The sequence below is a fragment of the Autumnicola psychrophila genome (assembly GCF_031846645.1).
Taxonomy (GTDB): domain Bacteria; phylum Bacteroidota; class Bacteroidia; order Flavobacteriales; family Flavobacteriaceae; genus Autumnicola; species Autumnicola psychrophila.
In genome coordinates, this window is the sequence record NZ_JAVRHN010000003.1 from 178,494 (window position 1) to 204,385 (window position 25,892).

General features: G+C 38.0%; 22 protein-coding genes. 6 read left to right on the top strand and 16 right to left on the bottom strand.

Annotated features, from left to right (window positions below):
* Window positions 1-13 precede the first annotated feature (13 nt).
* Window positions 14-256, top strand: coding sequence for a hypothetical protein (locus RM541_RS05050; protein ID WP_311499130.1), 243 nt, complete (start codon window positions 14-16; stop codon window positions 254-256).
* A gap of 153 nt (window positions 257-409) precedes the next feature.
* Here the strand turns inward: RM541_RS05050 and RM541_RS05055 are convergent, their stop codons facing one another.
* The 5 genes from RM541_RS05055 to RM541_RS05075 all read right to left on the bottom strand — a co-directional run bounded on the left by RM541_RS05055 (window position 410) and on the right by RM541_RS05075 (window position 5,638).
* Window positions 410-1,840: a pyridoxal phosphate-dependent decarboxylase family protein gene (locus RM541_RS05055; protein ID WP_311499131.1), complete on the bottom strand. Its 1,431-nt coding sequence runs from the start codon at window positions 1,838-1,840 to the stop codon at window positions 410-412.
* Between the two features lie 392 nt (window positions 1,841-2,232).
* Complete coding sequence (locus RM541_RS05060; RefSeq protein ID WP_311499132.1) at window positions 2,233-2,724, bottom strand: peptide-methionine (S)-S-oxide reductase; 492 nt, start codon at window positions 2,722-2,724, stop codon at window positions 2,233-2,235.
* Between the two features lie 5 nt (window positions 2,725-2,729).
* A complete protein-coding gene (locus tag RM541_RS05065) occupies window positions 2,730-3,674 on the bottom strand; it encodes an EamA family transporter (RefSeq protein ID WP_311499133.1) in 945 nt (314 codons plus the stop codon).
* A gap of 52 nt (window positions 3,675-3,726) precedes the next feature.
* On the bottom strand, window positions 3,727-5,049 hold the full coding sequence (locus RM541_RS05070) for a DEAD/DEAH box helicase (RefSeq protein WP_311499134.1): 1,323 nt from the start codon (window positions 5,047-5,049) through the stop codon (window positions 3,727-3,729).
* Window positions 5,050-5,188: 139 nt separating this feature from the next.
* Complete coding sequence (locus tag RM541_RS05075; RefSeq protein ID WP_311499135.1) at window positions 5,189-5,638, bottom strand: cold-shock protein; 450 nt, start codon at window positions 5,636-5,638, stop codon at window positions 5,189-5,191.
* A gap of 321 nt (window positions 5,639-5,959) precedes the next feature.
* On the opposite strand from RM541_RS05075, the gene RM541_RS05080 reads away from it, so the two are divergent.
* On the top strand, window positions 5,960-6,973 hold the full coding sequence (locus RM541_RS05080) for a zinc-binding alcohol dehydrogenase family protein (RefSeq protein WP_311499136.1): 1,014 nt from the start codon (window positions 5,960-5,962) through the stop codon (window positions 6,971-6,973).
* Between the two features lie 109 nt (window positions 6,974-7,082).
* Here the strand turns inward: RM541_RS05080 and RM541_RS05085 are convergent, their stop codons facing one another.
* The 4 genes from RM541_RS05085 to RM541_RS05100 form a co-directional block, all read right to left on the bottom strand.
* A complete protein-coding gene (locus tag RM541_RS05085; RefSeq protein WP_311499137.1) occupies window positions 7,083-8,198 on the bottom strand; it encodes an alkene reductase in 1,116 nt (371 codons plus the stop codon).
* A gap of 287 nt (window positions 8,199-8,485) precedes the next feature.
* A complete protein-coding gene (locus tag RM541_RS05090; protein ID WP_311499138.1) occupies window positions 8,486-9,058 on the bottom strand; it encodes a Crp/Fnr family transcriptional regulator in 573 nt (190 codons plus the stop codon).
* Between the two features lie 73 nt (window positions 9,059-9,131).
* On the bottom strand, window positions 9,132-9,590 hold the full coding sequence (locus tag RM541_RS05095) for a universal stress protein (RefSeq protein WP_311499139.1): 459 nt from the start codon (window positions 9,588-9,590) through the stop codon (window positions 9,132-9,134).
* Between the two features lie 94 nt (window positions 9,591-9,684).
* Window positions 9,685-10,590 carry a helix-turn-helix domain-containing protein gene (locus RM541_RS05100; protein WP_311499140.1) on the bottom strand — a complete coding sequence of 302 codons (906 nt, stop codon included), beginning with the start codon at window positions 10,588-10,590 and terminating at the stop codon, window positions 9,685-9,687.
* A gap of 363 nt (window positions 10,591-10,953) precedes the next feature.
* Between RM541_RS05100 and RM541_RS05105 the strand changes: the two genes are divergently transcribed.
* Window positions 10,954-12,198 carry an APC family permease gene (locus RM541_RS05105; protein ID WP_311499141.1) on the top strand — a complete coding sequence of 415 codons (1,245 nt, stop codon included), beginning with the start codon at window positions 10,954-10,956 and terminating at the stop codon, window positions 12,196-12,198.
* Here the strand turns inward: RM541_RS05105 and def are convergent, their stop codons facing one another.
* From def to RM541_RS05130, 5 genes are all read right to left on the bottom strand, one after another.
* Window positions 12,199-12,840, bottom strand: coding sequence for a peptide deformylase (def, locus tag RM541_RS05110; RefSeq protein ID WP_311499142.1), 642 nt, complete (start codon window positions 12,838-12,840; stop codon window positions 12,199-12,201).
* A 100-nt stretch (window positions 12,841-12,940) separates the two neighbouring features.
* Window positions 12,941-14,002: a hypothetical protein gene (locus RM541_RS05115; protein ID WP_311499143.1), complete on the bottom strand. Its 1,062-nt coding sequence runs from the start codon at window positions 14,000-14,002 to the stop codon at window positions 12,941-12,943.
* Window positions 14,003-14,252: 250 nt separating this feature from the next.
* Window positions 14,253-14,882: a hypothetical protein gene (locus RM541_RS05120; RefSeq protein WP_311499144.1), complete on the bottom strand. Its 630-nt coding sequence runs from the start codon at window positions 14,880-14,882 to the stop codon at window positions 14,253-14,255.
* Between the two features lie 91 nt (window positions 14,883-14,973).
* Window positions 14,974-15,228: an SRPBCC domain-containing protein gene (locus RM541_RS05125; protein ID WP_311499145.1), complete on the bottom strand. Its 255-nt coding sequence runs from the start codon at window positions 15,226-15,228 to the stop codon at window positions 14,974-14,976.
* Window positions 15,229-15,243: 15 nt separating this feature from the next.
* On the bottom strand, window positions 15,244-15,507 hold the full coding sequence (locus tag RM541_RS05130) for an SRPBCC family protein (protein WP_311499146.1): 264 nt from the start codon (window positions 15,505-15,507) through the stop codon (window positions 15,244-15,246).
* Between the two features lie 175 nt (window positions 15,508-15,682).
* On the opposite strand from RM541_RS05130, the gene upp reads away from it, so the two are divergent.
* Complete coding sequence (gene upp / locus RM541_RS05135) at window positions 15,683-16,342, top strand: uracil phosphoribosyltransferase (RefSeq protein WP_311499147.1); 660 nt, start codon at window positions 15,683-15,685, stop codon at window positions 16,340-16,342.
* Here the strand turns inward: upp and tamL are convergent.
* Together tamL and RM541_RS05145 are read right to left on the bottom strand one after the other, a co-directional pair.
* Entirely contained in the window at window positions 16,339-18,660 is a 2,322-nt protein-coding gene (gene tamL, locus RM541_RS05140; protein WP_311499148.1) for a translocation and assembly module lipoprotein TamL, read from the bottom strand. The genes upp and tamL overlap by 4 nt on opposite strands.
* 12 nt (window positions 18,661-18,672) lie before the next feature.
* A complete protein-coding gene (locus tag RM541_RS05145; RefSeq protein WP_311499149.1) occupies window positions 18,673-23,754 on the bottom strand; it encodes a translocation/assembly module TamB domain-containing protein in 5,082 nt (1,693 codons plus the stop codon).
* A gap of 436 nt (window positions 23,755-24,190) precedes the next feature.
* Here RM541_RS05145 and RM541_RS05150 point away from each other — a divergent pair, with 436 nt between their 5' ends.
* Window positions 24,191-25,027, top strand: a complete 837-nt coding sequence (locus tag RM541_RS05150) for an OmpA/MotB family protein (protein ID WP_311499150.1) — start codon at window positions 24,191-24,193, stop codon at window positions 25,025-25,027.
* A 500-nt stretch (window positions 25,028-25,527) separates the two neighbouring features.
* Window positions 25,528-25,857, top strand: coding sequence for a hypothetical protein (locus tag RM541_RS05155; RefSeq protein ID WP_311499151.1), 330 nt, complete (start codon window positions 25,528-25,530; stop codon window positions 25,855-25,857).
* Window positions 25,858-25,892 lie beyond the last annotated feature (35 nt).

Sequence of the window (25,892 nt, forward strand, 5' to 3'; positions counted from 1 at the left end):
AATACGTGTAACAATGAAAGAACTAAGCAACTTGAATAATAAGGAACTTATAAAGAAAAGAAACGCTGCAAAAACCATAACGGCTATCCTGCTAGGACTTTTTATTGTATCCATCATCGCTAGTGGCTATAATTTTTGGCAGCAGGGATATAGTGCTACGACCTTAATGCCATTATTCATTATGGCAATACTAGCAACAAATTTCAGCAAACTACAATCGATTAAAAAAGAATTACGGCTGCGGAAAATGAATTGAAATGAGTGGGTTCAATACAAAATACGTGGTTTTCGACTCCAAACTGACTTATTTTCTTTAAAGTTCTGAGTTTCGGGATTGAAGTTTTTGCAGTTTCTTTCCTTTTAACTCTTTACCTTTTTTCCTGAAAATTAGACAACAAACCTTAAACTTTCAAGACAACTTTCTAACTGCTTCAACCAACACCCCCACTGCCCTATCGATGGTTTCAATTTTTGTACGGAAAGAAAGTACGGCAAGTCTAATCACAAATTTTCCTTCGATTAATGTAGAGCTTAGAAATACAGTGCCATCTTTATGGATTTCTCTTAATAAGCTTTTATTGAATTCATCTTCATTTTCATCCTGCGGCCACCAGAAGTAGGTTACCGAAAGATCAGGTTCCGGTCCCACTTTAAAACCCTGTTCCTGTATTTTTTCCCTAAAGTACCTGGTAAGCAGTAATTTCTCTTCAAGACAGGCTGTAAAAGGTGCTATTCCGTGTAATTGCAGGGGCAGCCACAGTCGGAGCGCGCGAAAATGTTTGGTGAGCTCGGGAGAAACATCTGCGGGATCTACCCGGCTAACTTCTGCATGAGCGTCCTGCATGTAATTCGCACTGTGGTGATGAGAATGGAAAACAGCTTCTTTATCTTTAACCAACACAGCTCCGGTTCCGAAGGGCAAAAAGAGACTTTTATGAGGATCCACAGCCAGGGAATCTGCCATTTCAATGCCGTCGAAAAGCTTTTTTCGTTGTTCTGAGAGAATAAAAAATCCGCCGTAAGCCGCATCAATATGATACCACAGGTTATACTTCTTCGCAATTTCACCAAGTTCTTTTAAAGGATCTACCGCACCGGTATCTGTGGTTCCTGCTGAAGCAATTAGCAGAAAAGGTTTCAAATTATTTTCTTTATCCTTCTGAAGTTTTTCTGAAAAATCCTCCGGAATTATTTTTGAATTGGAATCCAGCTGAAGATGACGGATAATAATATCTTCAAGGCCAATAATCCGAAGCGCTTTAAGGCAACTATGATGTAGCTGCGGACTAAGATATACCACGCTTTTTTCAATTTTCGCACCTTTTATTTTGTGCTGGTCACGCGCTGAAGTTAAGCCAATCATATTGGCAATAGAACCACCGGAAGTAAGATTTCCAACGGCAGATTCAGGAAATCCAAAGAGCGATTTCATCCAGTCTAAAAGCTCGTGTTCCATGGCTACTGCGCCAGGTGATGCGAATGATAGTCCGGCGTATTCGTTGGTAATGTCCACCAGGTAATCTGCCAGTGCTGAGCTGTAAATTCCGCCACCGGGAATATATCCCAAATGTCCTGCCGAAGCGGGATGGATTCCTTTTGCGGCAACTTCAGAATTATAAATTTCGAGTAATTTCTGAAGCGGTTTTACTTCAGAAGTAATAGAAAAAGCTTCTTTTTTAGCCTTTTCCGAAGAATAAGCCTTTGTCGTAGGCAGATTGTTCAGGAAAATATTGGCATATTGCTGTACTTCTTTCAATATTTTATTCCGTTCATTTTCAGAAGGTTCTAACGCACCTGAAACTTCGCTCAGTGCTAAAATTTGCTTTTTTAAATCGTCCATTCAGAAATTTTTTCAGCACAAAAATAGCGAAAATAAGAGCAGTGCCTAGAATGCCAATTATCATATTACTATTATTCGAAATGATGAAGAATTCCTTCGGAAAGATTTGTTTTCTAAAGTTTAAAGACAAAATACAGCTTCGCTGCAAGAAAAAAGAATAAAGAGTATAATTATAACTGACTGATAATAAAAATGACCAAATATTTAATTTTGTAACGATCCAAGATACCAACAACCTAAAATACTAAAGGTCAAAAATTGTCATTTTGGAGGATCATTATTACCCAAGAATCAAAATATTTAATATTCCAACATTCTAAAATACTAAAGGTCGAAAATTGCCATTTTCAGGTCATCCCCTACTCCACTTAAATATTTCCCATAATCTAAAATTACTCACGTAGATCTTTTGAAAAATGCTGCAAAAGCAGCTTTATTTTGGGCTCGATATAGGTTTTACAGAAGGGTTTTTCTGGATTTTTATGGTAATAATTCTGTATTTGCTCCCGGGAAGGTTCAAAAGCGGCAAAAGGATAAACTTTGGTGATGATTTTTTCAGAAAAATTTGCTTGCAGAGTCATTAGTGCTTTTTCAGCTTCAACTTTTTGATTAGAATGGTAAAAATAAACGGCCGACCGGTATTTAAACCTCATGCTGTGGTTAGAAGTACTGTTGTGGGTATACAAATGGATCTCAATTAAGCGCTTCAACGGGATTTTCTCAGGATCATAATGTACGATAACAGCTTCAGAAAACGCGGAATGCTCCTCTGTTGACGCTATGTAACCCTGTTCAACCTTTTCCACTCCTTTTAAAGCCTGAAAAATGGCTTCTGTACACCAGTGGCACCCGCCACCCAAAGCTATTTTAGAATCTGCAGCCATAAACTTTATTCTTCATAACGCTTACCTCCAATTTTGTTTGCAAACCGGGAATAGAGCAGGAATTTCTTCCGGGTATTTATAAAGTAAACTCCGGTTAAAAGTACCATCGCCGCGATTACAGACTGCGTAGTAATTTGTTCATTTAAGAAATACCATCCCAGGATAAGCGCAATTATGGGATTTACATATGTTGATGTAGCGACCTTTTCCGGAGAAACTGTTCTCAGTAAATAATTAAAAGAAGTAAAGGCTACAATGCTTCCAAATAAGATAAGTAGGATCATCGAAATTTGCGTGGAACTACTCCATGCCGCCGGTGCGCTCCACTCCTCCCCAAAAGCCATACTTGCTATAAAAAGTAAAATTCCGCCGTTAAACATTTGATATCCGGTATTAACAAAATAATTGGAAGGTAAATTTGCTCTTCCTACAAAGAGGCTTCCATAGGCCCAACCTGTTAATGCTAAAGCAATCATGGACATTCCAAGAACAGAATTTTCCTGATTTATCACCTGCTTTTGGCTTACCAGAAGGTAGATTCCAATTACGCCAAGCACCACGCCCACCATAGACATCGCCGGAATCTTTTTTCCGTCAATGATCCTCATAAATAAAAGTACCACCAGAGGTTGAGACGAGATTTCCAAAGCTGCAAATCCTGAATCTACATGTCTAAGCGCCCAAACCACTACTCCGTTTCCAAAGGCCAGGAAAAGGAATCCGGCCACCACAGTATTTAAGAATTGCTTCCTGCTTATGGCGAGACTTTTTCCCGTTATTTTGCAGAGAATGAAGATTAGGGTGCCGGCTGTGACAAATCTTATGGACGCCAGCATAAATGGAGGCAGCTCAGATACCGCGATTTTATTAAGTAAATAAGTAGATCCCCAGATTACATATACCGAAAAAAATGCCAGTATGACCAGCGTGGGATTAGGAACATTTTTCATAAAAACAGATAGCCTCTAAAACAGCAAAGACATTAATAATAACTTTTGAATTTTAAACCCGAGAAATCCTTACTTTTTTCTTTTTAAGCCGTGTATTATTCAGATCCTGCACGAGTTTTTCGGCTTTTGCTGGCGGTACAGAGACAAAAGCACAATCCTGTTTAAGCTCAATTACTCCTAATTCCTCTTTGAGGAGATTTCCCTGTTTCAAAAATAGTCCGGCGATATCACCTTTGGATATTTTATCTTTTCTTCCTCCGGAAATAAATAATGTTGTCCATTTTGTTTGCTTTGGCTTTGAAGCCTGGGATTTACTCTCCACATTTTTGGTGTAACTGTCTGGAGTAATATATTCCGGAAGACTTTCCTTTTCGTATTGAAGCACATAAGCAGTTCCTTCGCCGTGCATCCTGGCAGTTCTTCCGTTTCTATGTGTGAATTCTTCTTTTCTATGCGGAAGTTCATAATGGATAATAAACTTAATTTCAGGAATGTCTATTCCCCGCGCTGCGAGATCTGTCGCGATAATAAGGCGATGCGTTCCGTTACGGAACTTTATCAGCGCTCTTTCGCGATCCTTTTGTTCCATTCCTCCCGAAAAGCAGGCGTGGTTCATTCCGTTTTGTTTTAGAAAATCACTGACTTCCTGGATACTATCCTTGAAATTGCAAAAAATGATGCCCGGTTCATTTCCGGTACTTTGCAGCAATTTTAGCAGTGTTTCCAGTTTATCCCGTTTTGGAGCAACCACTACTTCTGTATGTAGTCCGGCAACGCCTTCCTGTAAATAATTGATGGTTTCCGGCTCCTTTAAACCTGCAAAAGATGGTATTTTAATATTCTGGGTTGCTGAAGTAAGGATTCTCTTCTCCACTTGTGGAAGAAAATTTATGATTTCTTTCATCTCTGCTTCAAACCCAACTTCTAAAGACTTATCAAATTCATCGAGTACCAGAATTTTCACATTTTCGACTGAAAAAGTTTCCCGCCTAAGATGATCTGCAACTCTACCCGGAGTACCAATAAGAATGGACGGAGGATGGCTGAGTTCAATCTTATCTTTGGAAAAAGCCCGGCCTCCATAAACTGCATTGGCCTTAAACCCGGAACCCATTTCCCGTGTTACCTGCTCTATCTGGATAGCCAGCTCGCGTGACGGTACAAGAATTAAAACCTGTACTTCTTCCAGATTTGGATCCAGCTCATCAATGACTGGCAACAGGAAAGCAAGCGTTTTCCCTGTTCCTGTGGGAGACAAAAGAATAGTATCTTTTTTAGTTTTTATGGAAGTCAGTGCCTCTTGCTGCATGGGATTAAGTGCTTTAATTCCAAGCTTTTCAAGTATTTCCTGCTGATTTTTTTGAGATGTTGCCATTGAGCGGACTATTATGTGAATTTTTTAGGAATTTTTTTCCTAAAAAGTATAAAGAATAAATAAAGCTCCATAAAATGGAGCTTTAGGTTATATTACTTCAGGAAAATTCCTGTAAGTTATAAAATTGAGCTGGCGCGTATTAGATTTTTTTAACCCTAACCGCGTTCATACCTTTCATCCCTCTTTCAAGTTCGAAAGTCACTTTATCATTTTCATCGATCTCATCAATTAATCCGCTAACATGAACAAAATGCTTCTCCTGGGTATTGCTGTCTATAATAAAACCAAATCCCTTGGAGTGATCGAAGAAAGAAACTTTTCCTTCTTTTGGAGCATGCTTGTCTTCTTCTTCACCTTCCACTTTTTTCGGAACCCCAATTTCAATTTCCGAAGCATCAATTTCTACTTTGTCTTCAGGATCTGGTGGAGTATCTGTAAGATTTCCATTCTTGTCAACATAGGCTATCTCAAAAGAACTTCCTTTGGAGCTTGATTTGCGTTCTTCTTTCTTTTTACGCTTCTCCTCGCGCTTTTTTGCACGTTGTTTTTCTTTCTCGATTTTATTAAATGTTTGTTGAGATTTTGCCATTCGTCTATTTAAATTGTTTTTAGTTTATAAGTATAAATTAGTAATTATATGGGAAAAATAAAAATGTTGACCACTTTTATCTTGAATTTTAGGAAAGAAATATGATTGTATATCCATTTATTCCTGCAAATATAAGTGTTTTAATTATATTAGAATAACTCTTAAATAAAAATGTAAATTATTGAAGTCTAACTATTTTATTGCTAATTTTTCTGAACTCATTATAGAGCTAAAAGCCGGTGTTGTTCAGCAAAATTAATAATGAATTGCAGGTCGTATATCTAATTTGTACTTTAACCTGAATAAAAAAATTGAAATATTATGAAAGCCGTAGGATTTAAAAAGAGTCTTCCTGTAGAAGATCAAAATAGTTTTATTGAATTTGAAACTGAAAAACCTTCGCCCGGGGAAAATGATTTGCTTGTCAAAATTGAAGCCGTCTCGGTAAACCCTGTAGATTTTAAAGTCCGTCGAGGTGCTGCTAAAGATAAAGAACTGGAAAATCCGAAGATTATAGGTTGGGATGCGTCAGGAACTGTAGAAGAGGTTGGGGAAAGTGTCAAAAACTTTAAAAAAGGAGATGAAGTCTTTTATTCGGGAGCAATTGGTCGTCCCGGGTGTAATGCAGAATATCAGCTAGTTGATGAAAGAAGCGCGGGACATAAACCTCAAAACCTTTCCTGGGAAGAGGCTGCAGCAATGCCCCTCACCGCTCTTACTGCCTGGGAATGTATTTTTGAAAGACTTCCTATTACTGAAAATAGCGGAAATAATAAGGTCATCCTTGTTATTGGAGGTGCCGGCGGAGTTGGTTCTATAGGAATTCAGATCCTGAAAAAATTAACACAGTTAAAAGTAATCGCAACAGCTTCACGTGATGAAACTGAAGAATGGTGCCGCGAAAGAGGTGCAGATGTAGTGGTAAACCATAAGAACCTAGAACAAGAGATGAAAAGTAAAGGATTTGATCAGGTAGATTATATCCTGAATTTCTCCAATACAGACATCCACTGGAACGCCATGGCAGAATTAATTAAACCACAGGGACACATTTGTTCTATTGTGGAGACCAAAGATCCTGTAGATCTAAATAAAATTAAAAATAAGAGTGTGGCTTTTCATTGGGAGCTTATGTTTACGCGACCAATGTTTGAAACTGAAGATATGCACAAACAGCATGAAATCCTGGAAAGAATTTCCAGTTTACTGGAGGAGGAAATTCTGGAATCAACATTAAATAAAACTTTTCACGGATTAAAAGCTGAAACCTTTAGAGACGTTCATAAACTTCAGGAATCGGGCAAATCTATTGGTAAAAACGTTATAAAGTACTAAAAAAGTCCTGTGCCAAAAATGCCAATTATCGTCCTTCTGAAGAATTTCAGAAGGACTTCTTTATGCACTAATGGGACAGGACTTTCAGTAATAAATTAGAAGTGTTTGTTTAATTCACTTCTTCCTTCTGTGTTTTCGCTTCATAATCTGTATAGCCCTCTTTTCCCGGAGTGTAAAATGTATCTTCATTCCAATCTGATAACGGAACATTTTGTTCAAAACGCTCTGCGAGATCTGGATTGGAAATGTAAGGCTTTCCATAGGCAACAAGATCGGCATTGCCTTCTTCTATAACTTTATTTCCTTTTTCTTGATCAAAATTCGAATTGATTATAATTGTTCCGTTGTAAATTGGGCGGTAACGTTTGGCAATTTGCGTCTCTGCGTAAGGAACATCAGAAACGTCGTTAAAAGGTTCTGATAAATGCAGGTAAGAAAGATCAAATTCGTTCAGTTTTTCAATAATATAATCGAAAGTAGGGATCGTCTCTTCATCCATCGTCATCCCAAAGATTCCGTTAAGAGAAGGATTCAATCTTAACCCAATTTTATTTTCTGGCATCACTTCTTTAAGAGCATCAATAATATCGAATAAAATACGGGCGCGCTTTTCTTTTGTACCTCCATAATCATCTGTACGATGATTGGAAGTTGCGTTGAAGAACTGGTGCAGTAAATAACCGTTTGATGAGTGTATTTCCACTCCGTCAAACCCTGCTTCCATTGCATTTTTTGCAGCTTTTTTAAAATCCTGAATTGTGCGCTGGATATCCTCTATAGTCATTTCCTTTGGAGTAACAGTATCCTTGAAACCTTCAGGAGTGAAAGCTTTTGCTTCCGGATTAATGGCTGAAGGTGCCAGCGGTGCTTTTCCATCATGAAAATCTGGATGAGACATGCGGCCCACATGCCAAAGCTGGATAAAAATTTTCCCATTGGCCTCATGGACACTTTTTGTTACCTTTTTCCAGCCTTCTACCTGCGCATCGCTGAAGATGCCCGGAGTATTTACATAACCCACAGCTTCTTTAGAAACCTGTGCGCCTTCAGTTATTATTAAACCTGCACCTGCCCGCTGCTTATAGTAAACATCGTGTAATCCTTCTTCCGGCTTATTTTCGGAATTAGCTGCCCTGCTCCGCGTCATGGGTGCCATTACCACACGGTTGGCCAGTTGAATTCCATTAAGATTATAATGCTGTAATAGTGGTTGTTCTTTACTCATAGTTTTATTTATCGTTTATAGCTGAGTTGTTTTATCGCAAACCCAGAATGCGGAAGGTTCACTGTTTTCAGCAAAACCGACTTCAGAATTTTTAAATTTTTCATAGCAATTTAATTCCCATGAAGCCGGAGTCTTCTACCTGATATGAAAATCAGGCTCAAACTTTTTACTGAAAACGAAAAAGATTTCCTTTATTAGAGAAAATGATTTCGATGTGCGAAGCTATTGAAAAAGCCGTAATAATGTGCTTGATGTATGTTAGGGAAGGCTGTTAAACATTGTTAAGCCTAGAGAAATTCTTTGCGAATTCTGCTCAGGCTTTCCGGGGTTATTCCAAGATAATTGGCGATATGCGAGTTTGGTACACGCTGCTCGATTTGTGGATACTGTTCACAAAATTCTATGTAACGTTGCTTGTTGTTTTTTTGAAGTGCAGACATGATCCTGCCGCGCAAAGCTACAAAGGCATTAGTTGTTTTAATTCGGAAAAATCGTTCAAACTTTGGAATTCTTTTATAGAGCGTTTCCAAATTACTTTTTTGAATTTCCAGTAAATGGGAATTTTCAATGGCTTCTACAAAAAGTTCAGATTTGCTTCCGCTGAAAAAGGCTTCAAAGTCACTTATCCACCAGTCTTCAACTGCAAACTGGATTATGTGTCTGTTTCCGTTTTCATCAAGATAATACGCTTCCAGGCAGCCGCTCACCACATAATATTCTGAAAGTACTTCCTGCCTCGGTTCAATTAGTAATTCCCTTTTGGAAATTCTAATTTCCGAAAGTATGCTCAGGAATTCGTTTTCTTCTGAAAGATCAAGATCAATAACCTGTTCTATGTGTTGCAGGATTTTATTTTGCATGTAGAATTAAAAAATATCGAATACGAAAATTGCCATTTTATGCACCCTGCTAAGTTAAGTTTCTTTCCTGAAATTATTCCTTTTTAATTGGTACCATATAAACCGGAATTTTCGTTTTTTCCAGCACTCGGGAAGCAATGGTTCCTACGAGCAGTTTTTCCAGGGTGGAATGGCTATGAGTTCCCATCACAATTAAATCTGCGTTCCATTCTTCGGCATAATTAAGTAAAGCGGTATCGGTTTCACCTTCCGCCAGATGATAACCTGCGTTGGGATCCTCAAGGTGATCTGTTGCTGTTTTTAAAAATTCTTCAGCAAAATTTCTCATTTCAGTGGACATATTCATATCGGCTGAAATGTTATAACCATCGTAGCCCATAAAAGTAGGATACTGCATCCCATAATAACTCACATCTGTAAGGACGTGTATAAGGCAAACTTGAGCGTTTAATTGTTTAGCAAGCTTGTGGCCTGCTTTTGCGACCTGTTCAGAAACGGGATTATAGTCGAGAGCGATAAGAACTTTTTTCATAACAGATAGTGTTTTAGTATTACCTGAAGTTACAAAAAAGACATGGTTTTAAAAAGATCAAAATCAGTAAAAATAAACCTGCTTTTAATGACATCTATTGTGGGGAGTTCCGATAATTTTTTCTGTACTGCGAAGGTGAAATAGCGTACTTATCTCTAAATATTTTAGAAAAATAACTTTTGTTAATAAGACCTACGCGATCTACAATTTCAGCAAGGCTAAGATCAGTATTCAAAAGAAGATTTTGTGCAAGATCCAGCCTTACTTTATTAATATAACCATTCACAGTCTGGGAGTACAAATCCTGAAATCCCTGTTGGAGTTTATTGGCATTTAATCCCACTTCCCTGCTGATATGGTCTATGTTATGGAAGTTGATTATATCCTGTTTAACCATTTCTGCAGCTTTCTCTATTTGCTCTACCTCATACCTGCGTAACAGAGAGCGGTTACCAACATCTTTTAAATCATCCTGGTACTGCAACATTTGGAGTGCAATAATTTCGTACACTTTACCTTCTGTGAAAAGTTTATTTAGAAAATCCTGTTCCTGAAAATTCTCTATTTCTTTGAACATTTCAGAAATGTGAAGGCTATACAAACCTTCATAATAAAATTGCTTCCTGGCTTCTACATCGGTTAACAAGTCTCGAAATTCAGAATTCATGCTTTCAATTTCACATTCGGTTTTCGACTTAAATTCACTACGCCTTATCTCTATGCTGGTAATAATTGTGGATTTCCCTGCTGAAAAACGAATTACATGTCCATTATTCTGCTCACTGGCAACTATAATATTCTGAAATTTATGAATTTGATGAATAGTAGTTTCGTTAGCAAAACGGTGCCCTATTGTCCCCTGATGAGCATAAATAAACCTTAAAGGATGAACTTCTGATTTAATGAACTGAATCTCAAAATCAGTTTTAAAGGTACAGCTGTAGCGTATAAACCCAAGTCCATTCTCAAAATTAATTCCCTTGATAGTACCCTTTCCCATTTGGGAAGGAATTTGCACATAGTATTCCTCACAATTTCGTTCTAATGGAACAGACAGTGATTTTGATATATCTTCTAACACATCGTTAATGGGCAGGGAATTTACTTTGATAATTTTCAGAAAAATAGTTTTAAACAATAATAAACTTAAATAAATGCCTCAGTTCATAAAAAGTAAATGTTTAACAAATGTTTAGATTAGATTATAGTAATTGTAAATATTATTAAACAAAAGTTAGCCTGAGCTGAATGGAAAAGTTGATTTACAAAAAGATGTTATTTTTTTCCTAACAGCTTTTTAAAGCCTATCACTGTTCCTGCTGAAAAACTTATATTCAGAAAAATCAGAAATTTTATATATAATATGGCAGAAGAAAAACTAAAGCGCTCTCTGGGATTATGGGATGTTTTGATGTTTGGTGTAGGGGGTATAGTTGGAGCGGGTATTTATGCGATTATAGGACAGGCAGCGGCGCTGGGTGGGAATATGCTCTGGCTCAGCTTTATAATAGCTGCTTTTGTTGCTTTACTTACAGGTTTATCTTATTCCGAATTTGTAAGCCGCTTTCCTGATGCGGGTGGCAGCTTTGAATATATTAAACAGGGATTGGGAGAAAAGACGGCAAATTATATGTCTGTGTTTATGGTCTTTACGGGAATTGTGGCAGCCGCTGCGATTTCGATTAGTTTTGCCGATTATTTTAGTCGGCTTATAAATGTTCCTACATGGATTGTGGTAATTGTTATTATTGCACTAATGGCTTTATTTAATATCCTGGGTTCCAAATATAGTTCTTACTACAATTCTTTTGCTACTGTTGTAACATTACTGGGACTTGGTCTGGTTGTAGTTGTATGTTTTCCAGAGATAGGCTCAAGAAATTTACTGGAAATGAATGATAAGGGCTGGACGGGAATATTAGCCGGAGGAGCTTTAATTTTCTTTAGCTATATAGGTTTTGAAGATCTAGTAAAGATGGCCGAGGAAACAAAAAAGCCAGAAAAAAATATGCCAAAAGCCGTAATGTTAAGCGGTCTTGCAGTTTTGCTAATCTACGTTCTTATTGCAATTTGTACTATAAGTGTGATGGGCTGGGAAGAGCTTTCCAGTTCCAATGGACCTCTTGCAGCAGTTATTGAGACTAAAATGGGAAGTATAGGAGCAACAATTCTTGTAATCGTGGCGCTTTTTGCTACCAGTAAGACTATTTTGAGCAACATACTGGGAACTTCCCGGCTTGTTTATGACGTAGCAAGAGACAGCGGAATTGAGTGGATGAAACGATTTACCACATTAAAAGGTATAGGTACAAAAACGCCAAATTTCGCCATTATCGCGATCGCAATAATTGCTATATTATTCGGATTAATAGGAAACCTGAAAGTGGTGGCCAGTATCAGTAACATTTTTATCTTTATCGTTTTTGGGATGGTCAACGTTGCTTTACTTCGATTACGATACAAACAACGTAATGAAGATATAGAGAAGCCTTATTTCCATATCCCGTTAAACGTAAATAACATTCCTATTCCAACTGTTATTGCATTGGTAACAATCCTTATTCTCTTTGGATTCAATATTTACAACCTTTTCCAGGGTAATCTTTAGTTATAAGTTATTGCCAGCAGCATCCTCGATTTCTTTTTGGAGATGGTCCAGGTAAAGGATTCCGTTTAGGTGATCAATTTCATGCTGAAATATTACCGCCGTAAAATCTTCTACCATTTCTACATGATGTGTATTATCCAGCTTATCATACTCCACCAGGACGGCATAAGATCTCGTCTTTGTGGTGTCGCGACGATCAGGAATAGAGAGACAGCCTTCCAGACAGTCTTGTTTTAATTCAGAATACTGAATAATTTTAGGATTGAGAAAAAGTTCAAACGGGAAATTTTCTTTGTCAAAACGCTGAACCCAAATGATATTCTTCAGAATTCCAACCTGTGGTGCTGCAATTCCGGCGCCCAGCGACATACTGTCTGTAACTGTTTTGTACAGTCGGTTTACAAATCTTCTTAAAACAGGGTCTGAAGGATCTACCCTTACGTCTTCACTTTTGCTTCTTAATAAAATGGAATCACTGGTGTTGGTGATTTTAAAAACCCTCATTGGCTGGGAACTGTCTGCAGCCATTATCATTTGTACCTGTTCTTTTGTAAATGTACTTCCTGTAGTTGTGGTACGCTTCATACTGGAGCAACCTGCAATAAATACTATAAGCAGAAATACAACGAATATATTTTTCATTTTTGAGGGTTTATTTTAAGTGCAAAACTACATTTTAATCATTAAAAAAGCCGCAAAAATTTTCTTTGCGGCTTTTATTATTCTCTGTATTCCTCTGAAATTATCTGTGATCCCTGCGACGGTGATCATCGTCATGTTCTTCTTTAATTCTATGTTCTTCATTAACTGTAAATTCCGGAGAACCTAAACTACCTCCAAAGAAAGCAGCTAATGCACCAAGAAGCAAGACACCAAAAGCGATAAGGCTGAAGTTTCCAATCGCGTCAGTAATTTTATCACTTAGCTCTACAGCTTTTTGTTTTGCCTCGGCAAAAGCCTGTTCAGCGTCCTCAACAGCCTGCTGAATATTAGTTTCCCACTTTTGAATCATTCCGTCTATTTCTGATTCGCTAAGCTGTGTATTTTCAGTAAGATAACTTTTTAATTCTTCCGTTTGAATATATTCTCCATTACCCTCAAGCTCAATATTGAGATTTCCGCTATCGTCTATATTATAAGAAAGATCATTAAAAGACTCTTCAATGTCCATAGATTTTATTAAACCTTGTGCATCGACCTGCGGATTTTCCAGCATTTGGCGGGTGTCTGTAGACGCCTCTTCCGGCACTACATCATATTTTTCTGCAGTATTTAATACCTGAAGTACCTGTTGCTTTGCCTTTTCAATAGAAAAATTGGCCTGATCCTGACTTTGCTGCTGTGCCTCATCTATTTGTACAGAAATCTTTTCTGATTGGTTACCACCAAATATTCCTGAAACGGCACTACCAATTCCATTCATTATTGATCCTACGGTAGAAGTAAGAAAATAAAAAGTAACTATTGCATAAAGTGCCCAGGCAAGGAATCCGTGAATTCCACCATCTGCAGAAGAAGGAAAACCAGACATGCGTCCTGCCACCATACCTCCAACAAATAAGGCCACAAGGTTAGACAGTCCCCACCAGATAATAGTTCCGGTACCAAGTCCTGCGAGGGGATCAGATTCTGTCATCGGGTTTATAGAAGTAAGTCCTATTCCCAAGCCCAACAAATTTAGAAGAAAAGCTATCGCCAATGCGGTGAGTGCACCGGCAAAAATAGCGCCCCAGGAACTCCGGGTAACCTTGTCTTTTAGATCATCAAAACCTGTTCTCGTTCGTGTTGTACGCGTTGTATCCATAATTTATTATAGTTGGTTTCTTCTAAATTAAGGCAACAAAAACTAAGATAAAGGGAATAAAATATAATTAAACGTTAAACAGCCGTTATTTTAACGTTGCAATAGTAGTTTTTTTATTAATTTTTTACTTTTCGTAAAGAAAAGTATGAAAATGTGAATTTTTAGGCATAGACTTTAAGAACCCGAACGATACAAGTACAGGAGGAACTGAGAGAAATCTTTCTCCAATTGTAGGGCTTATAATCTTCAGCTATTGTTTTAAGACAATCATGCTGGCTTTTGCACCAGTAAGCAGGTTCCATATGTTACGGGTAACAGGTTGTCCCTGGGCATCAAAAACCCGAAGCTCGGCAGTATTTGGTCCCGAAGATCCCTGGTTAAGGGCTTCAAACTCGATATTATTCAGTCCACTGTCCAGGGTAATAAGAATAGGACGGTAACCACCACCCAATACTACACTTGGTTCCACAACAACACCATTAACCGAAATTCTTACGCGATCGCCATCAACAAATTCATGATCACGACAATACAATTCCACATAAGCGCCTTTAGTAGTAAAATCCCCAAGATATTGATCTCCTCTATATTCTTCTTTAGCTTCCTTGTCTTTTTTCCACTTTTCTTCTACCGCATCACCGGCAGTTAAAAACTCATTTTTTGTTTCCCTGAAGTCAAGTTTCCTGGGTTCCTTTTTTAAGAAGTTATTCTCTTTTTCCTCTTCCTTATTTAGTCGGAATGAAGAAAAAGCACCAGTATTATTGTTTTCGGGTTCAGCCGGTAAAAGAGTTCCAGTATTTGTAGACCTTGGAATTTCTATCTGAGCCTTGCTTCCAATAGTGAATCCAAATATGAAAATTAAGGTGAAGAAATATTTCATTTCAAAATTTTATAAATTGACAGGTAAAATCAGTTTACACATAATCAAAAATACAGCCAAAGATACAAATCAAAACATGATTTTACAGGGGTTACTTCGTAGTCGCGATTCTTTGGACATATTCAGCTTCCACTTCACTATAAGCCATCCAAAAACCCTTTGGTTCCCTACCTTCCAACCTGTCTGAAAGTATATTTAAATGAGTATGCCATCCACTACAAATGCCAATTAATGTCCCTTTATTCTTTCCCAGATTATGATGGGTAAGTGTAAGGTGAGTTTGCTCTTCTCTCTCGTCCAGTTGAAAAGTCACTACAGAATCACCGCTCCACGTAAAACTAAGCAATTCCGGAGGATTCAGTTATGTGAGCTTTTCCTTCAGGATGTTTCCACATACTTCGTCCCTGAATTTCTCTGGCACAGTATCTTCCTGCATCGACAGATTTCTATGTTGAAAAACAAGGTTAACTTCCCCTCCTACTGCCATTTGCATGTTTCCGGAAGCAAGCCAAAGCCCCCGCTTATCAGAATCTGTCAAATAATCCCATACTTCCAGGATTTCATTCTGAAATATCCGTTCAAATTGTAAAGTACCCGGAGAAGTAATTCTGCCATATTTTTGCATTATAATATTATGAATGGTTAATTATCTAAAGATACTAATTAAAAGATTGCATGGCAGAAATAGCAAATGACGTTTTGATCACAACGAGTAGTAATAAATAACTACAAGAAGTTGTTCAATATTGCTGTACATGGTAAATTGCTATATATTCTACCCTCTTAAAGGAAATTATATTATGACTGTACATCACCTCTTGGAAAAAGAGTCTATAGCAAACAAATTTGTAGCGCAATTGCGGGATATTACTATACAAAAAGATCGCCTGCGCTTCAGGAGAAATATCGAAAGATTAGGTGAAATTTTGGGCTATGAATTGAGTAAAAGTTTGCGTTATGGCTCTGAGAATATCATCACTCCCCTTGGAGAAGTAAAAATGAAATTACCCAAAGAAGAAATTGTAGTTTGTTCTATTTTAAGGGCAGGATTGCCACTTCATACAGGATTACTGAATTACTTTGATGATGCAGAAAATTCATTTATTTCTGCTTACAGACATCATCCCAACGACGATGAAGAGTTTGAAATACTAGTGGGATATCTGGCTTCTCCTTCTTTGGAAGGAAAAATACTGATCCTGGCAGATCCTATGCTCGCTACCGGAAGTTCTTTTGTGAATGTCCTAAAAGCACTGGAGACGATGGGAAATCCAAAAGAAATACATTTAGTTTCTGTAATTGGAGCGCAGGAAGGAATTGAATATGTTAGCAAAGAATATCCTGAAAATAGTCATCTCTGGATTGCAACTATAGACAACACACTAGATGAAAGAGGATATATTGTTCCGGGTCTTGGTGATGCAGGCGACCTCTGTTTTGGACCTAAACTTCAGCACTAAAATGGATATCCTATTGCGAAGTTAAAAACAGGACTACCAAAATCATAGATCCAACGCTCTCCTTCTGGCAAGGCCGGGTCGTGCATTGGTGCAGCGAGATCAAATCTTATCACAAAGCTCTGTATATCTACCCGAAGGCCTACCCCTACTCCAATCCCCAATTCTGATATAAAGTCTGATTCAAACTCTCCACTTTCCACATATTCTTGCTGAAATTCAGTTCGTTCTTCGCCTTCTTCAAGGGAATTAACCTGAGTATTCCATACATTCCCGGCATCAGCAAAAACAGCACCTTTTAGGAACTGGAATACAGGAAAACGATATTCTATGTTTCCCTCAAGCCGCAAATTACCTGTACGGTCAAAGAAACTAATGCCCTCGTCTTCATCTGCAGAATAACTCCCGGGGCCAAGTGAACGGGTTCTAAACGCTCTTACACTATACGGACCACCAGAATAGTATTGTTTAATAAAAGGTAGAACTTCAGAATTGCCATAAGCGTAACCATACCCGGCAAAAAGTCTCGTGGCTATTTTCTGTTCTTTCCCAAAGTTAAAGTGATACCGAAGGTCAATATCAGATTTGACATATTGCGCAAATTCCTGCCCAAATAGCTCTTTAGGTTCTTCTTCTTCCGTAGAACTTCCGCTGAGAAGATTTAACGTATTTCCCGCAATGTCCCAGGTGTTATTTATAAAAAACTGGTGAGTTTTGTTAGTGTCTACCATTCCATTATAGGTAAATGAATAAGTGATGCCGGCAATGAACTGCTGCTCAAAACTACTTTGTAAAAATGGATTGTCTTCCAGAATCTGGTCAAATTCCGGACTGGTGTCGGTTAGTTTAGTGTAGGCTATTGAAATTGGTGTTAACTCATGAGTGATATAGCGGTTCGCATCCCATAAATAACCGAAGCTCGCAAGAACAGAACCCAGAGTAAACAAATTGGTCCTGTTCATGTAATCAAAACTTAAACCTACCTTTGTTTTTGGAATGGAATAATCAAACCAATTGTCATCTATAGAAATAGGAAACAATAATCTTGGAAAAATAAGGTCGGTATTTAATCCTAATTGAAGAGTACTCAATCCTGCATTGTCCCCTCCTGCAATTTGGGTTTCATAACCCACTTTCCCGGTAATATTAAGAATTTCACCACCTTTAAATAAATTCCTGTTGCTGTAAGTTATTGCTAATGTTGGACCTGCGAAGTTGTTGGATTTAGTTACTGCCTGAATTTCTGCCCTTATAGATCGCTTACTTAAGGGTGAAAGGTAAATGTTAGCTTCAAGAAGACCAAGGCTGTCCGTTGCTGTGGAATCTATTTCATCGTAACTAATATTTACAAATTTATAGGCGCCTATAGAGCCTAACCTGCGGCTTGTATTACCAGACACATCTGGGCTGTATAAATCCCCTTCATCTATGAGAATATATGGATCCAGTCGCTTCGGTTTAAAAAATTCTTCGTCCCTTATATAGTTTTTATTTTCGAAATGTACCGTATCCAGCTGAAGGGAATCGTTGCCTACGGTATAATGCGGATAAACATTAACTTCGGCAATGCGGTAAGGAATAATTGCTTTAGGAGGTACATCTTTTTTCAGCTTCAGGAAAAGATCAAATTTCTTATTGTCGTATTGATTAGTATCTGCTTCAAAAATTAAAAATCCGGGATTAAAATTATAATATCCCTTTCCTTTTAAATAATTATCTATTCTTTCCCTCTCCAGTTTCATTACCGGTAAATCAAAACGCATTCCTTCGTTCAAAGGAGATTCTGGTAAATAATCCTGAATTTCTTTATAAACGATAAGGGAGTCATTGTCCAGCCTGTAGTTTTCCAGAAGGTAAGGTTGGGATAATTCCGCTCTGTATAAAACACTTGCTTCCTTACTCTCTTCATCTTCATTAACCTGGCTCCCTACTGTACTATAGAAAAATCCACGATTCTCCAGGCGGTTAAGAATAAGATCCTGAGTATTTACAGTTTCAACGTCAGAAAGATAAACTGGCTCCTCCCCGATCTTCTTATTTAAAAATTCATTTATAAACCCTGGTTTCTCCCGCTGTGCTTTATAATAAAAATACAACCCGGGACGCATTCCCAAAAATTCACTGTTCGGGTTTGGCAGCAATACTTCCTGCAGTTCACTTCTTACCTCCGGCAGGTCATTAATTTGACTGGTGGTGTCTAATTCCAATTCGGCGCCGGTGTACAGCAGTTTATCTTCAGGAATAAATTTCTCCACACTACAGGAGTATACTGTAAAAACTGCAAGTAAAGCAGGTATTATATAATGCTTGAATTTCCGCACCTGTTTCAATATTTATTTTTTTGTGTCCTGGTTATCATCAATTTCATCTTCTCCCGGAGTATTTTCCACTCCGGTTTCCTCCTCTTCTTTTGCTTTCGCTTTTTCTTCCTGTTGCATTAAAAGAGCATCCCAGAGTTCAGAAAATTTATTGAATTCCTGAGTGAATATAAAGGCAAGACCACTAACGATTACCTGCCCGTCAATTACATTTTCATACTGATTTCTTCGGAAACCTTTCAACCTAAACTGGCCATCTTCAGTTAATAAATACTGGAGACTTACATTCCCAATTAATGGATTGGTATCACGAGGATCGCTGTTTGCTCCTTCGATATCTACCTCGCTTCCTACACGAACAATTAACCTGTCATCCAGGAATCGCTTTTGGGCAGCAATATCCAGCTCTGTTCTTTGCTGTGGGGCATTTCCCTGATAATCTGTATAACTATCCAGACCAAAATCGAGTTCCAGCCCTGTGTCCCCCAACAATTTATCTGAAAATAAATTTAGTTGATCTGAAAGCGCCTGATTTAAATTATCCCTGGCAATAGTGGCTATACCACCAGAAGTTCCAGCAGAACCTGCATCTGGATAAAAACGGTTAAGTACCAAAAGGGAGAATACCTGCTTATTCAACTCCTGTTCCTGCTCATTAAGCTGCTGAATTCTTCCATAAACCTGACCTCCAATTGCTCCCTGCTCTTCTTCAGGCATGTCAAGACCAAAAGAAAGTCTTGGTTGGGTCAGTTCTCCTTCAATATTTAAAAACACCTGAAACGGAAGCTCCTGCTTATACCTGTTTCTTTCATTTACATCTATACCCGAAATTTGAGAGGCCATTAAGGCACTTGCCGAAGTTTCTACATTATACCTGGCCCTTATATCCAAACCGGCATTATATGGATCTCCATACCAGGTAACTGTACTTCCTTCGACAATTTCGAACCTCCTTGTAACGAGATTATAGAGGCTCATTTCATAAAAACCGTCACTCATTTCATATCTTCCGGTAAGAGTGGTTCGTCCATTTGGAGAAACATTCATATTAAGTTCTCCTTCTCCCTGTACCTGGAATTGATCTCCTGTTTCTTCGCTTATAATAATACTGAAAATAGCATCTTCATTAACGTTTACAAAAGCATCCACGTTTACGCCGGAAACTACGGCCGTTTCTTCTTCGGTTTCAGTAAGAATCGCATCAGGATTTTGACGATTTACAAAAACAACTATCCCGTCTCTTTGCTGCATCTGTAATTCCGTTTCAGGAATTACGTAGGTAACATTTGTCTTGGAACCAATATCCAGTTCCATATCTAATCTTGGAAGATTTAGATCTCCGGTTAAATTGGCATCAACATCAAAAACTGCAGTACCGTAAAAAAGCTCATTATCTTCTGCAGTAGAACTGAGCGCCTGGAAATCATCGGCTTTTATGCTTAAATCAAAAGCAGGATTTAAAAGATCTTCGGTATTAATTTCACCGTCCAATACCAGCGCACTGTCATTTACATCCTCTATGGTGAAGTTGGAGAAGTAAAGTCCCTGATTATCAAAAGTAAGTGTTTCGTTTGGAAGTGTAAATGGCGCATCCAGCATGGCAACGGTAAAAGTAGCCTCATTAAAGTTCAGCTCCCCGTCATAATTAGGATCGGCGGTGGTTCCATTAATTTGAATCTGTCCCGAAAAATTTCCTTCGCCACTGCTTACGGCACCCATAGAGAAACCGGCCAGTGCAGACATTTCCACTTTTTGAAGGTCCAGCGTCATGTCCAGTTGAGCCGTAGTATCCTGTACCTTATAATTTCCGGCTAACTCCATATCTACCTTTCCTCCGCTGGTTGCAAGACCAAAATCGTAATTTTGATCCCCCAGCGATTCACCATTTAGACTAAGCGTACCCATATCTACATTAAGTAGATTGAATTGATTAACTTCTAAATCTGCCAGAATCCCGGTACTGCCAAATGGCTCCTGCAATACAAACTCCCCGTTCATCCTTCCTGTTGCTAGAGTATCAACAGGATTAAGGTAAGTTAAAAATGTAGCGAGCTTAAAATTAGAGAAATTCAGGGCGATGTGTTCTTCTTCTACATCGGGTTGATTGTTAGTGAGAGTAAATTCCTGCTGATCCCTGTCAATCTTAAAATTGTTGAATTTAATGAACTGATCTGCAAAAAGTACTTCATTGTCTGCCGGAATATTCCACTGATTTCGATTTAGGATAAGTTCCTCAGGGTTGATATGGATTCTTACCGTATCATTTTCTTTTGAGGTTTCTGTTTGCACATGAACAAGTTGCTCATCATTATAAAAGGACCTGAAATCCAGGTAAAGATTCTCGTTTTCTATATTCCCATCTAAAATGGTTTCTTTTATGTCCAGAGGACCAACTGCCAAAGTTTTAAAACCAAGATTAAAATCAAATTTACCAGGTTCAGAATCGAGGTCAAACTGAAGACTGTCCACCTCCATTCCGGCATAATTAACATATGGAATTTTCACATAAGCACTTAGCAACCTTTCTTCTTCGTCAAAATTAACACTAAGGTCTATAGTATCCAATTCTTCCAGACTGGTAAGAAAAACTTCGCGCATAATAGGTGCAGGAATTATTTTTCCTCTCATTTCAAGTTCTACCGGATCGACTAAAGTGTCGGGCGTTTCGATATCGTCAGTTAGGTAACGCCGATAATGTCTTATAATAGCATCTACAAATCCTGCAGGATTGGTATTAGAATTCAGCCTTAAGTTCAGCATCCTATTATCTACCGCCATCGCCGTACTATCTGGAGTTACATATGCGGCGGCACCAAATTCACCAAGGAGGTAGCTTTTGTTATCGTATACCACCACCCCGTCATTAATACTTGAAATCACCTGGAAACCATCAGCGGTTCCCTCGTAAATGCCACGTAAACGGAATGCCGTTCTCATTTCCCTTTGTGTGACTCCAAATTTGGTTAAATTGGCACCTATTACATTAAGTTTAAGATCTACAACGGGAGAGACGGAATCCAGGAGCACGTTTGCTGCAAGTTCGGCGTTAAGATTTTCATCCTTATAATCTGAAGTAATAGTTCCCTGACCATCTTCAATGTCACCTGAAATATTCAGGTCTTCAATAGCATAATTATTATAGTGAAAACTTGAAATTGTGGTTTGCAACTTAGCGTCCAGGCTATTTAGGTCACTACCCTCCCCTGAAGCTGTTAAGGTTAAACTGAGCGGTCCCAATTGTTCATTCTGAAGAATTTTGCCCAATTGAAGACTATCTACCTGAAGGTCGGCATCAAATGCGATTTGTTCCCTGTTAAGAAAACTACCATCAAGATTTATGTTTCCTTCAGAAGTATTAAGCTGGGCCATAGCATTTATGTTGTCTGGGCTCCCTCTTAAATTTCCTGTTAAACGTACTCTCTCAGGAAGGCTTATTCCTAGACTGTCTTCTTCAATGATCTGATTAAGATCAGATTTTGTAGAAACAAGTTCAACGCTGGGGAAATCAAATTTTAAATTATCTGGCTCTGTCGGATTCTGAATACTTCCCCTGGCAGAAATACGTGTATTCTGGCCCCAGTTTATAGTTGCTGAAGGGATTTGAAGAAAAGCCACCGGCCCTTCCATTCTCAGGTTTCCTGTTATTCTCTTTTTGCTAAGGTTTACAAGATATTCGTTGTTCTTTAGATCTGGCTGAAAACGGAATAGCTCCTGCAACGCGATTTCAAACCTTCTTAAATCGGCGCGTAACTGCGCATTTTCCGGAGCATTTATGAAATCGTCCAGACTATCATATTCTGCGGAAAATTCGCCTTTTATAAAATTGTCATTGGCAGCGAACGTTAAGCCTGAAAGTTCCAGCTGACTTTCAGAAATCTGGAGATTAAAAGCTAGCTCGTTAAAATCTATTCCTGAAGATTCCTGAAATTCAAGTTTATTAAATTCTGCTCCTGCAGTTTTATCTTTTAGATAAAGATTGCGTATTTCCATTGTTAAATTCTGCAGTACAAGAGCTTCAGCATTAAACTCGCCCGTCTTTGGCAGGGCGTTATTTGCCAAATAAGTGATGTCATTAGACCGCAAATTTATTTCCGCTACATCCAAGGTCCATTCCGGCCATTGGAAACCTTCTTCTGCGGGAGGTGTTTCAACTTCTGTTGAATCTGCCGGAGTATTGCCTTCCGTTGGAGAGGTTTTCATATCCATATAAATAATGGAGTTGTTTAAATCCAAATTATCGACCTCAATAACGTTATTTGCCAAATCCATAACCGGTGCCGACGTATTTAATTCAGCAATATCAAAACGAGCGAGAATACCATCCGGAATAGATTCATATTCCCCGTTCACATTATCAATAGTTAAAGAGTTAACAGAAATATAGGGTAATGGTGCTTCTTCCTGTTCTGGCGATTCCGGAAAAGGTTTTGTCTGCAGATATTCAAAATCTGTATTAGAAAGACTTGCCGAAGCCACCTCAAAACGCATATTTTCGAGATCGGTTTCCTGCATTTCCACTTCCAGGTTTTTCATTTTTATCCCGGCAACCATCCCTGTTACATCATCTTTATAGGTAATATTAAAATTAGAGAAGTATACATCTCCTATAGAAAACTGTTGTGTAGCTGTAGTATCCTGTTGTGTATTATTTGCTGCAGTTGTAGTAGTATCGGCGGGCATCATCGCATCCACCAAAAACTGAAAATTAAATCCTTCTACAGAATCTTTTCGGGTAATATTTGCCCTTAATCCGTCCCAATCAAGTTCATCTACAGCTATTCCCTCACCGTTAATAATTGGCCATAGCGGAATATCGGCTTCCAGCGATCTGGAATAAACCAAAGTATCTCCCTCTTTATCTTCTACATAAAGTCCCTGCACGCTAATATCTCCGGAAAAAGTGATAAAAAGTTTATCAAGTTCTATAACAGTATTGGTCTTGTCTGTTATTGAAGAAATAAATTTGTCTTTAATTATATTTTGCCCCCAGGGACTGCGGACAAATAGAATAATAATAAGTAATAAAATAAGAATTCCTGCCAGGATCTTAGCCAGGATTTTCAGAATCTTTATGAGTATTCTTTTGTTTTTTTTCAAATCAACTGTTGGTACAATTTCCAAAGCTATTATAAAGGCTGCTGATTAAGAAGTTTTGTGAGTTTATATTTTCTTAAGGTTCAATTAAAAATTGTTAAAACGTGTAAAAGGTATATTAAACAAAACCAAAAGCAATTTTTGAAACCTGCATACTACTATAAATTATGCAACTCAAACTGTGGCAAAAATTCACAGTTTAAGGTTTATTTCCACAATTTTATTCTCTTTTATCAAAATGATAATTAAAAGAAAATACTCATTACTATTTTATGGAAAACTATACTAAACCCCTCGCCAGCCACTGTGAATGCTGAAAAATAGTAAATTTATGAATTATTAGGTCTGTACCACGAGTACGTATTTTATTAATTATGGCACTATTCTGGAAAATATATTCCTACAATCAACAAAAAAGAATCTAATCTAAATTTTTATTATGAAGAAAACGATCGCAATAACAGTATTATCAGCAGCTATGTTCAGCTCATGTGTTTCTAAAAAGAAATATGTGGCATTGGAAAGTGACCTGAATAATACCAGAAGTGAGTTACAAAAAACACAAGTTGCAAAAGAAGAAATAGAAGGGAAATATGCTGCAATTGAATCCCGTGTAGCAGATTATAATGCAAAAATTAATTCTCTTCGTGAGTCTAACGACGAGAAAATGGAAATGAATGACCTCACCGCAATGTCTAATAACAACAGAAATCAAATGAGGTCCACCATCGCAAAGATGGATCCTGCAGCTGTTCAGGGAGCCGAAACTCTTGAAGATTCCATTAATCTTGCAGTGTCCTATAACCTGAAAAATTCTATTTCTGAAGGAGCGGATGATGAGAATATAGATATTAAGGTGGATAAAACCGTAGTAATGATCGATGTTTCCGATAAACTTCTTTTTGGAAGTGGAAGTTACCGCGTAAGTAATCAGGCGCATGATCTACTTAAAAAACTTTCTGAAGTAATTAAATCGGAACCTACTATGGAGGTAATGGTAGAAGGACATACAGATTCCCGAACTATGGTAGAAAATTCTTACCTACAGGATAACTGGGATTTAAGTGTAAGAAGAGCTACTTCTATTGTACGTCTCCTACAGGATAAATATGGCGTTTCTCCAGAAAAACTTATTGCAGCAGGACGTAGTAGCTATGATCCTTTAGTCGAAAATGACTCTAAGGATAACATGGCCAAGAACAGAAGAACCAGAATTGTAATTCTTCCTAACCTCGACAAGTTCTTAGCTATGCTAGACTCTGAAGGAGAAATTTAAAAAAAAACCCCCAACATTTTTTCTGAAAAGGGTAAGGTCTCAGGACTTTACCCTTTTTTTATTACTTTAAAACTTCTTTCGTTCAACAACAGGATGATAATTGGCAAATTTGAGACTGCACTTTTATCAAAATCCTGCCAAGGTTTAGAATCTGGGCCTGGTCAAACGTTTTTGAATCAAAAGAGTTCTTTCAGGTTTTTGAAACCTTTGAGGATATTTTTGGGGTAAAAGGTCTCCTTTCAAACTCTGTTGCTGTCTTTTCTTCTGAAGTAGTCACTCCTCCAGGAGTATGGCGATAATTGGCAAATATAGGCCAGGATGAAGATCGCCTGCATCTGTAAGCTTTAACGAGATTTTAACCGGTAATAAATTGCTGTTATAGATACAATCTTTACATTTAATTAAATCCTTCCGGGTAATCCAACAAGGTGAAAATAAAAATTTACTGGGAGGCAAACCCTGGAGCATTTAATTAAGATAATCGAGTAAAACAGAAAGATATGAGTAAAGCGAACGAAGATTTAAAGAGAGAACCAAAGGAAAAGAAAGAAGATTTACCTTATAATCCTGATGTTACAAAAGAAGATAAACAGGCACTTAATGAAAAAGGCCGCAGCATGAATAAAGGTCAGGACAAGGCATTGGATAGAGAAAGACCGGTAGACTTTACAGGAAAAGATTTGGACATTCCTGCGAGTAACGACAGTCTTCCTGATTCTGATAAAAACCCGAATCCCGATGAGCAAAACTTTCAGTTTAATGAACGTGGAGCCAGACCAGATCGCGATAAGGCCAAAGATCATCCCGATTCAGAGACGGATAAACCTTAATTTTCAGGCGAAAAAGCCGCAATAACTTACTAAGA

Bases quoted from the DNA above. Each gene is read 5' to 3' on its own strand.
- RM541_RS05050 (WP_311499130.1), top strand. From the start codon at position 14: ATGAAAGAACTAAGCAACTTGAATAATAAGGAACTTATAAAGAAAAGA.
- RM541_RS05055 (WP_311499131.1), bottom strand. From the start codon at position 1,840: ATGGACGATTTAAAAAAGCAAATTTTAGCACTGAGCGAAGTTTCAGGT.
- RM541_RS05060 (WP_311499132.1), bottom strand. From the start codon at position 2,724: ATGGCTGCAGATTCTAAAATAGCTTTGGGTGGCGGGTGCCACTGGTGT.
- RM541_RS05065 (WP_311499133.1), bottom strand. From the start codon at position 3,674: ATGAAAAATGTTCCTAATCCCACGCTGGTCATACTGGCATTTTTTTCG.
- RM541_RS05070 (WP_311499134.1), bottom strand. From the start codon at position 5,049: ATGGCAACATCTCAAAAAAATCAGCAGGAAATACTTGAAAAGCTTGGA.
- RM541_RS05075 (WP_311499135.1), bottom strand. From the start codon at position 5,638: ATGGCAAAATCTCAACAAACATTTAATAAAATCGAGAAAGAAAAACAA.
- RM541_RS05080 (WP_311499136.1), top strand. From the start codon at position 5,960: ATGAAAGCCGTAGGATTTAAAAAGAGTCTTCCTGTAGAAGATCAAAAT.
- RM541_RS05085 (WP_311499137.1), bottom strand. From the start codon at position 8,198: ATGAGTAAAGAACAACCACTATTACAGCATTATAATCTTAATGGAATT.
- RM541_RS05090 (WP_311499138.1), bottom strand. From the start codon at position 9,058: ATGCAAAATAAAATCCTGCAACACATAGAACAGGTTATTGATCTTGAT.
- RM541_RS05095 (WP_311499139.1), bottom strand. From the start codon at position 9,590: ATGAAAAAAGTTCTTATCGCTCTCGACTATAATCCCGTTTCTGAACAG.
- RM541_RS05100 (WP_311499140.1), bottom strand. From the start codon at position 10,590: ATGGGAAAGGGTACTATCAAGGGAATTAATTTTGAGAATGGACTTGGG.
- RM541_RS05105 (WP_311499141.1), top strand. From the start codon at position 10,954: ATGGCAGAAGAAAAACTAAAGCGCTCTCTGGGATTATGGGATGTTTTG.
- def (WP_311499142.1), bottom strand. From the start codon at position 12,840: ATGAAAAATATATTCGTTGTATTTCTGCTTATAGTATTTATTGCAGGT.
- RM541_RS05115 (WP_311499143.1), bottom strand. From the start codon at position 14,002: ATGGATACAACGCGTACAACACGAACGAGAACAGGTTTTGATGATCTA.
- RM541_RS05120 (WP_311499144.1), bottom strand. From the start codon at position 14,882: ATGAAATATTTCTTCACCTTAATTTTCATATTTGGATTCACTATTGGA.
- RM541_RS05130 (WP_311499146.1), bottom strand. From the start codon at position 15,507: ATGCAAAAATATGGCAGAATTACTTCTCCGGGTACTTTACAATTTGAA.
- upp (WP_311499147.1), top strand. From the start codon at position 15,683: ATGACTGTACATCACCTCTTGGAAAAAGAGTCTATAGCAAACAAATTT.
- RM541_RS05150 (WP_311499150.1), top strand. From the start codon at position 24,191: ATGAAGAAAACGATCGCAATAACAGTATTATCAGCAGCTATGTTCAGC.
- RM541_RS05155 (WP_311499151.1), top strand. From the start codon at position 25,528: ATGAGTAAAGCGAACGAAGATTTAAAGAGAGAACCAAAGGAAAAGAAA.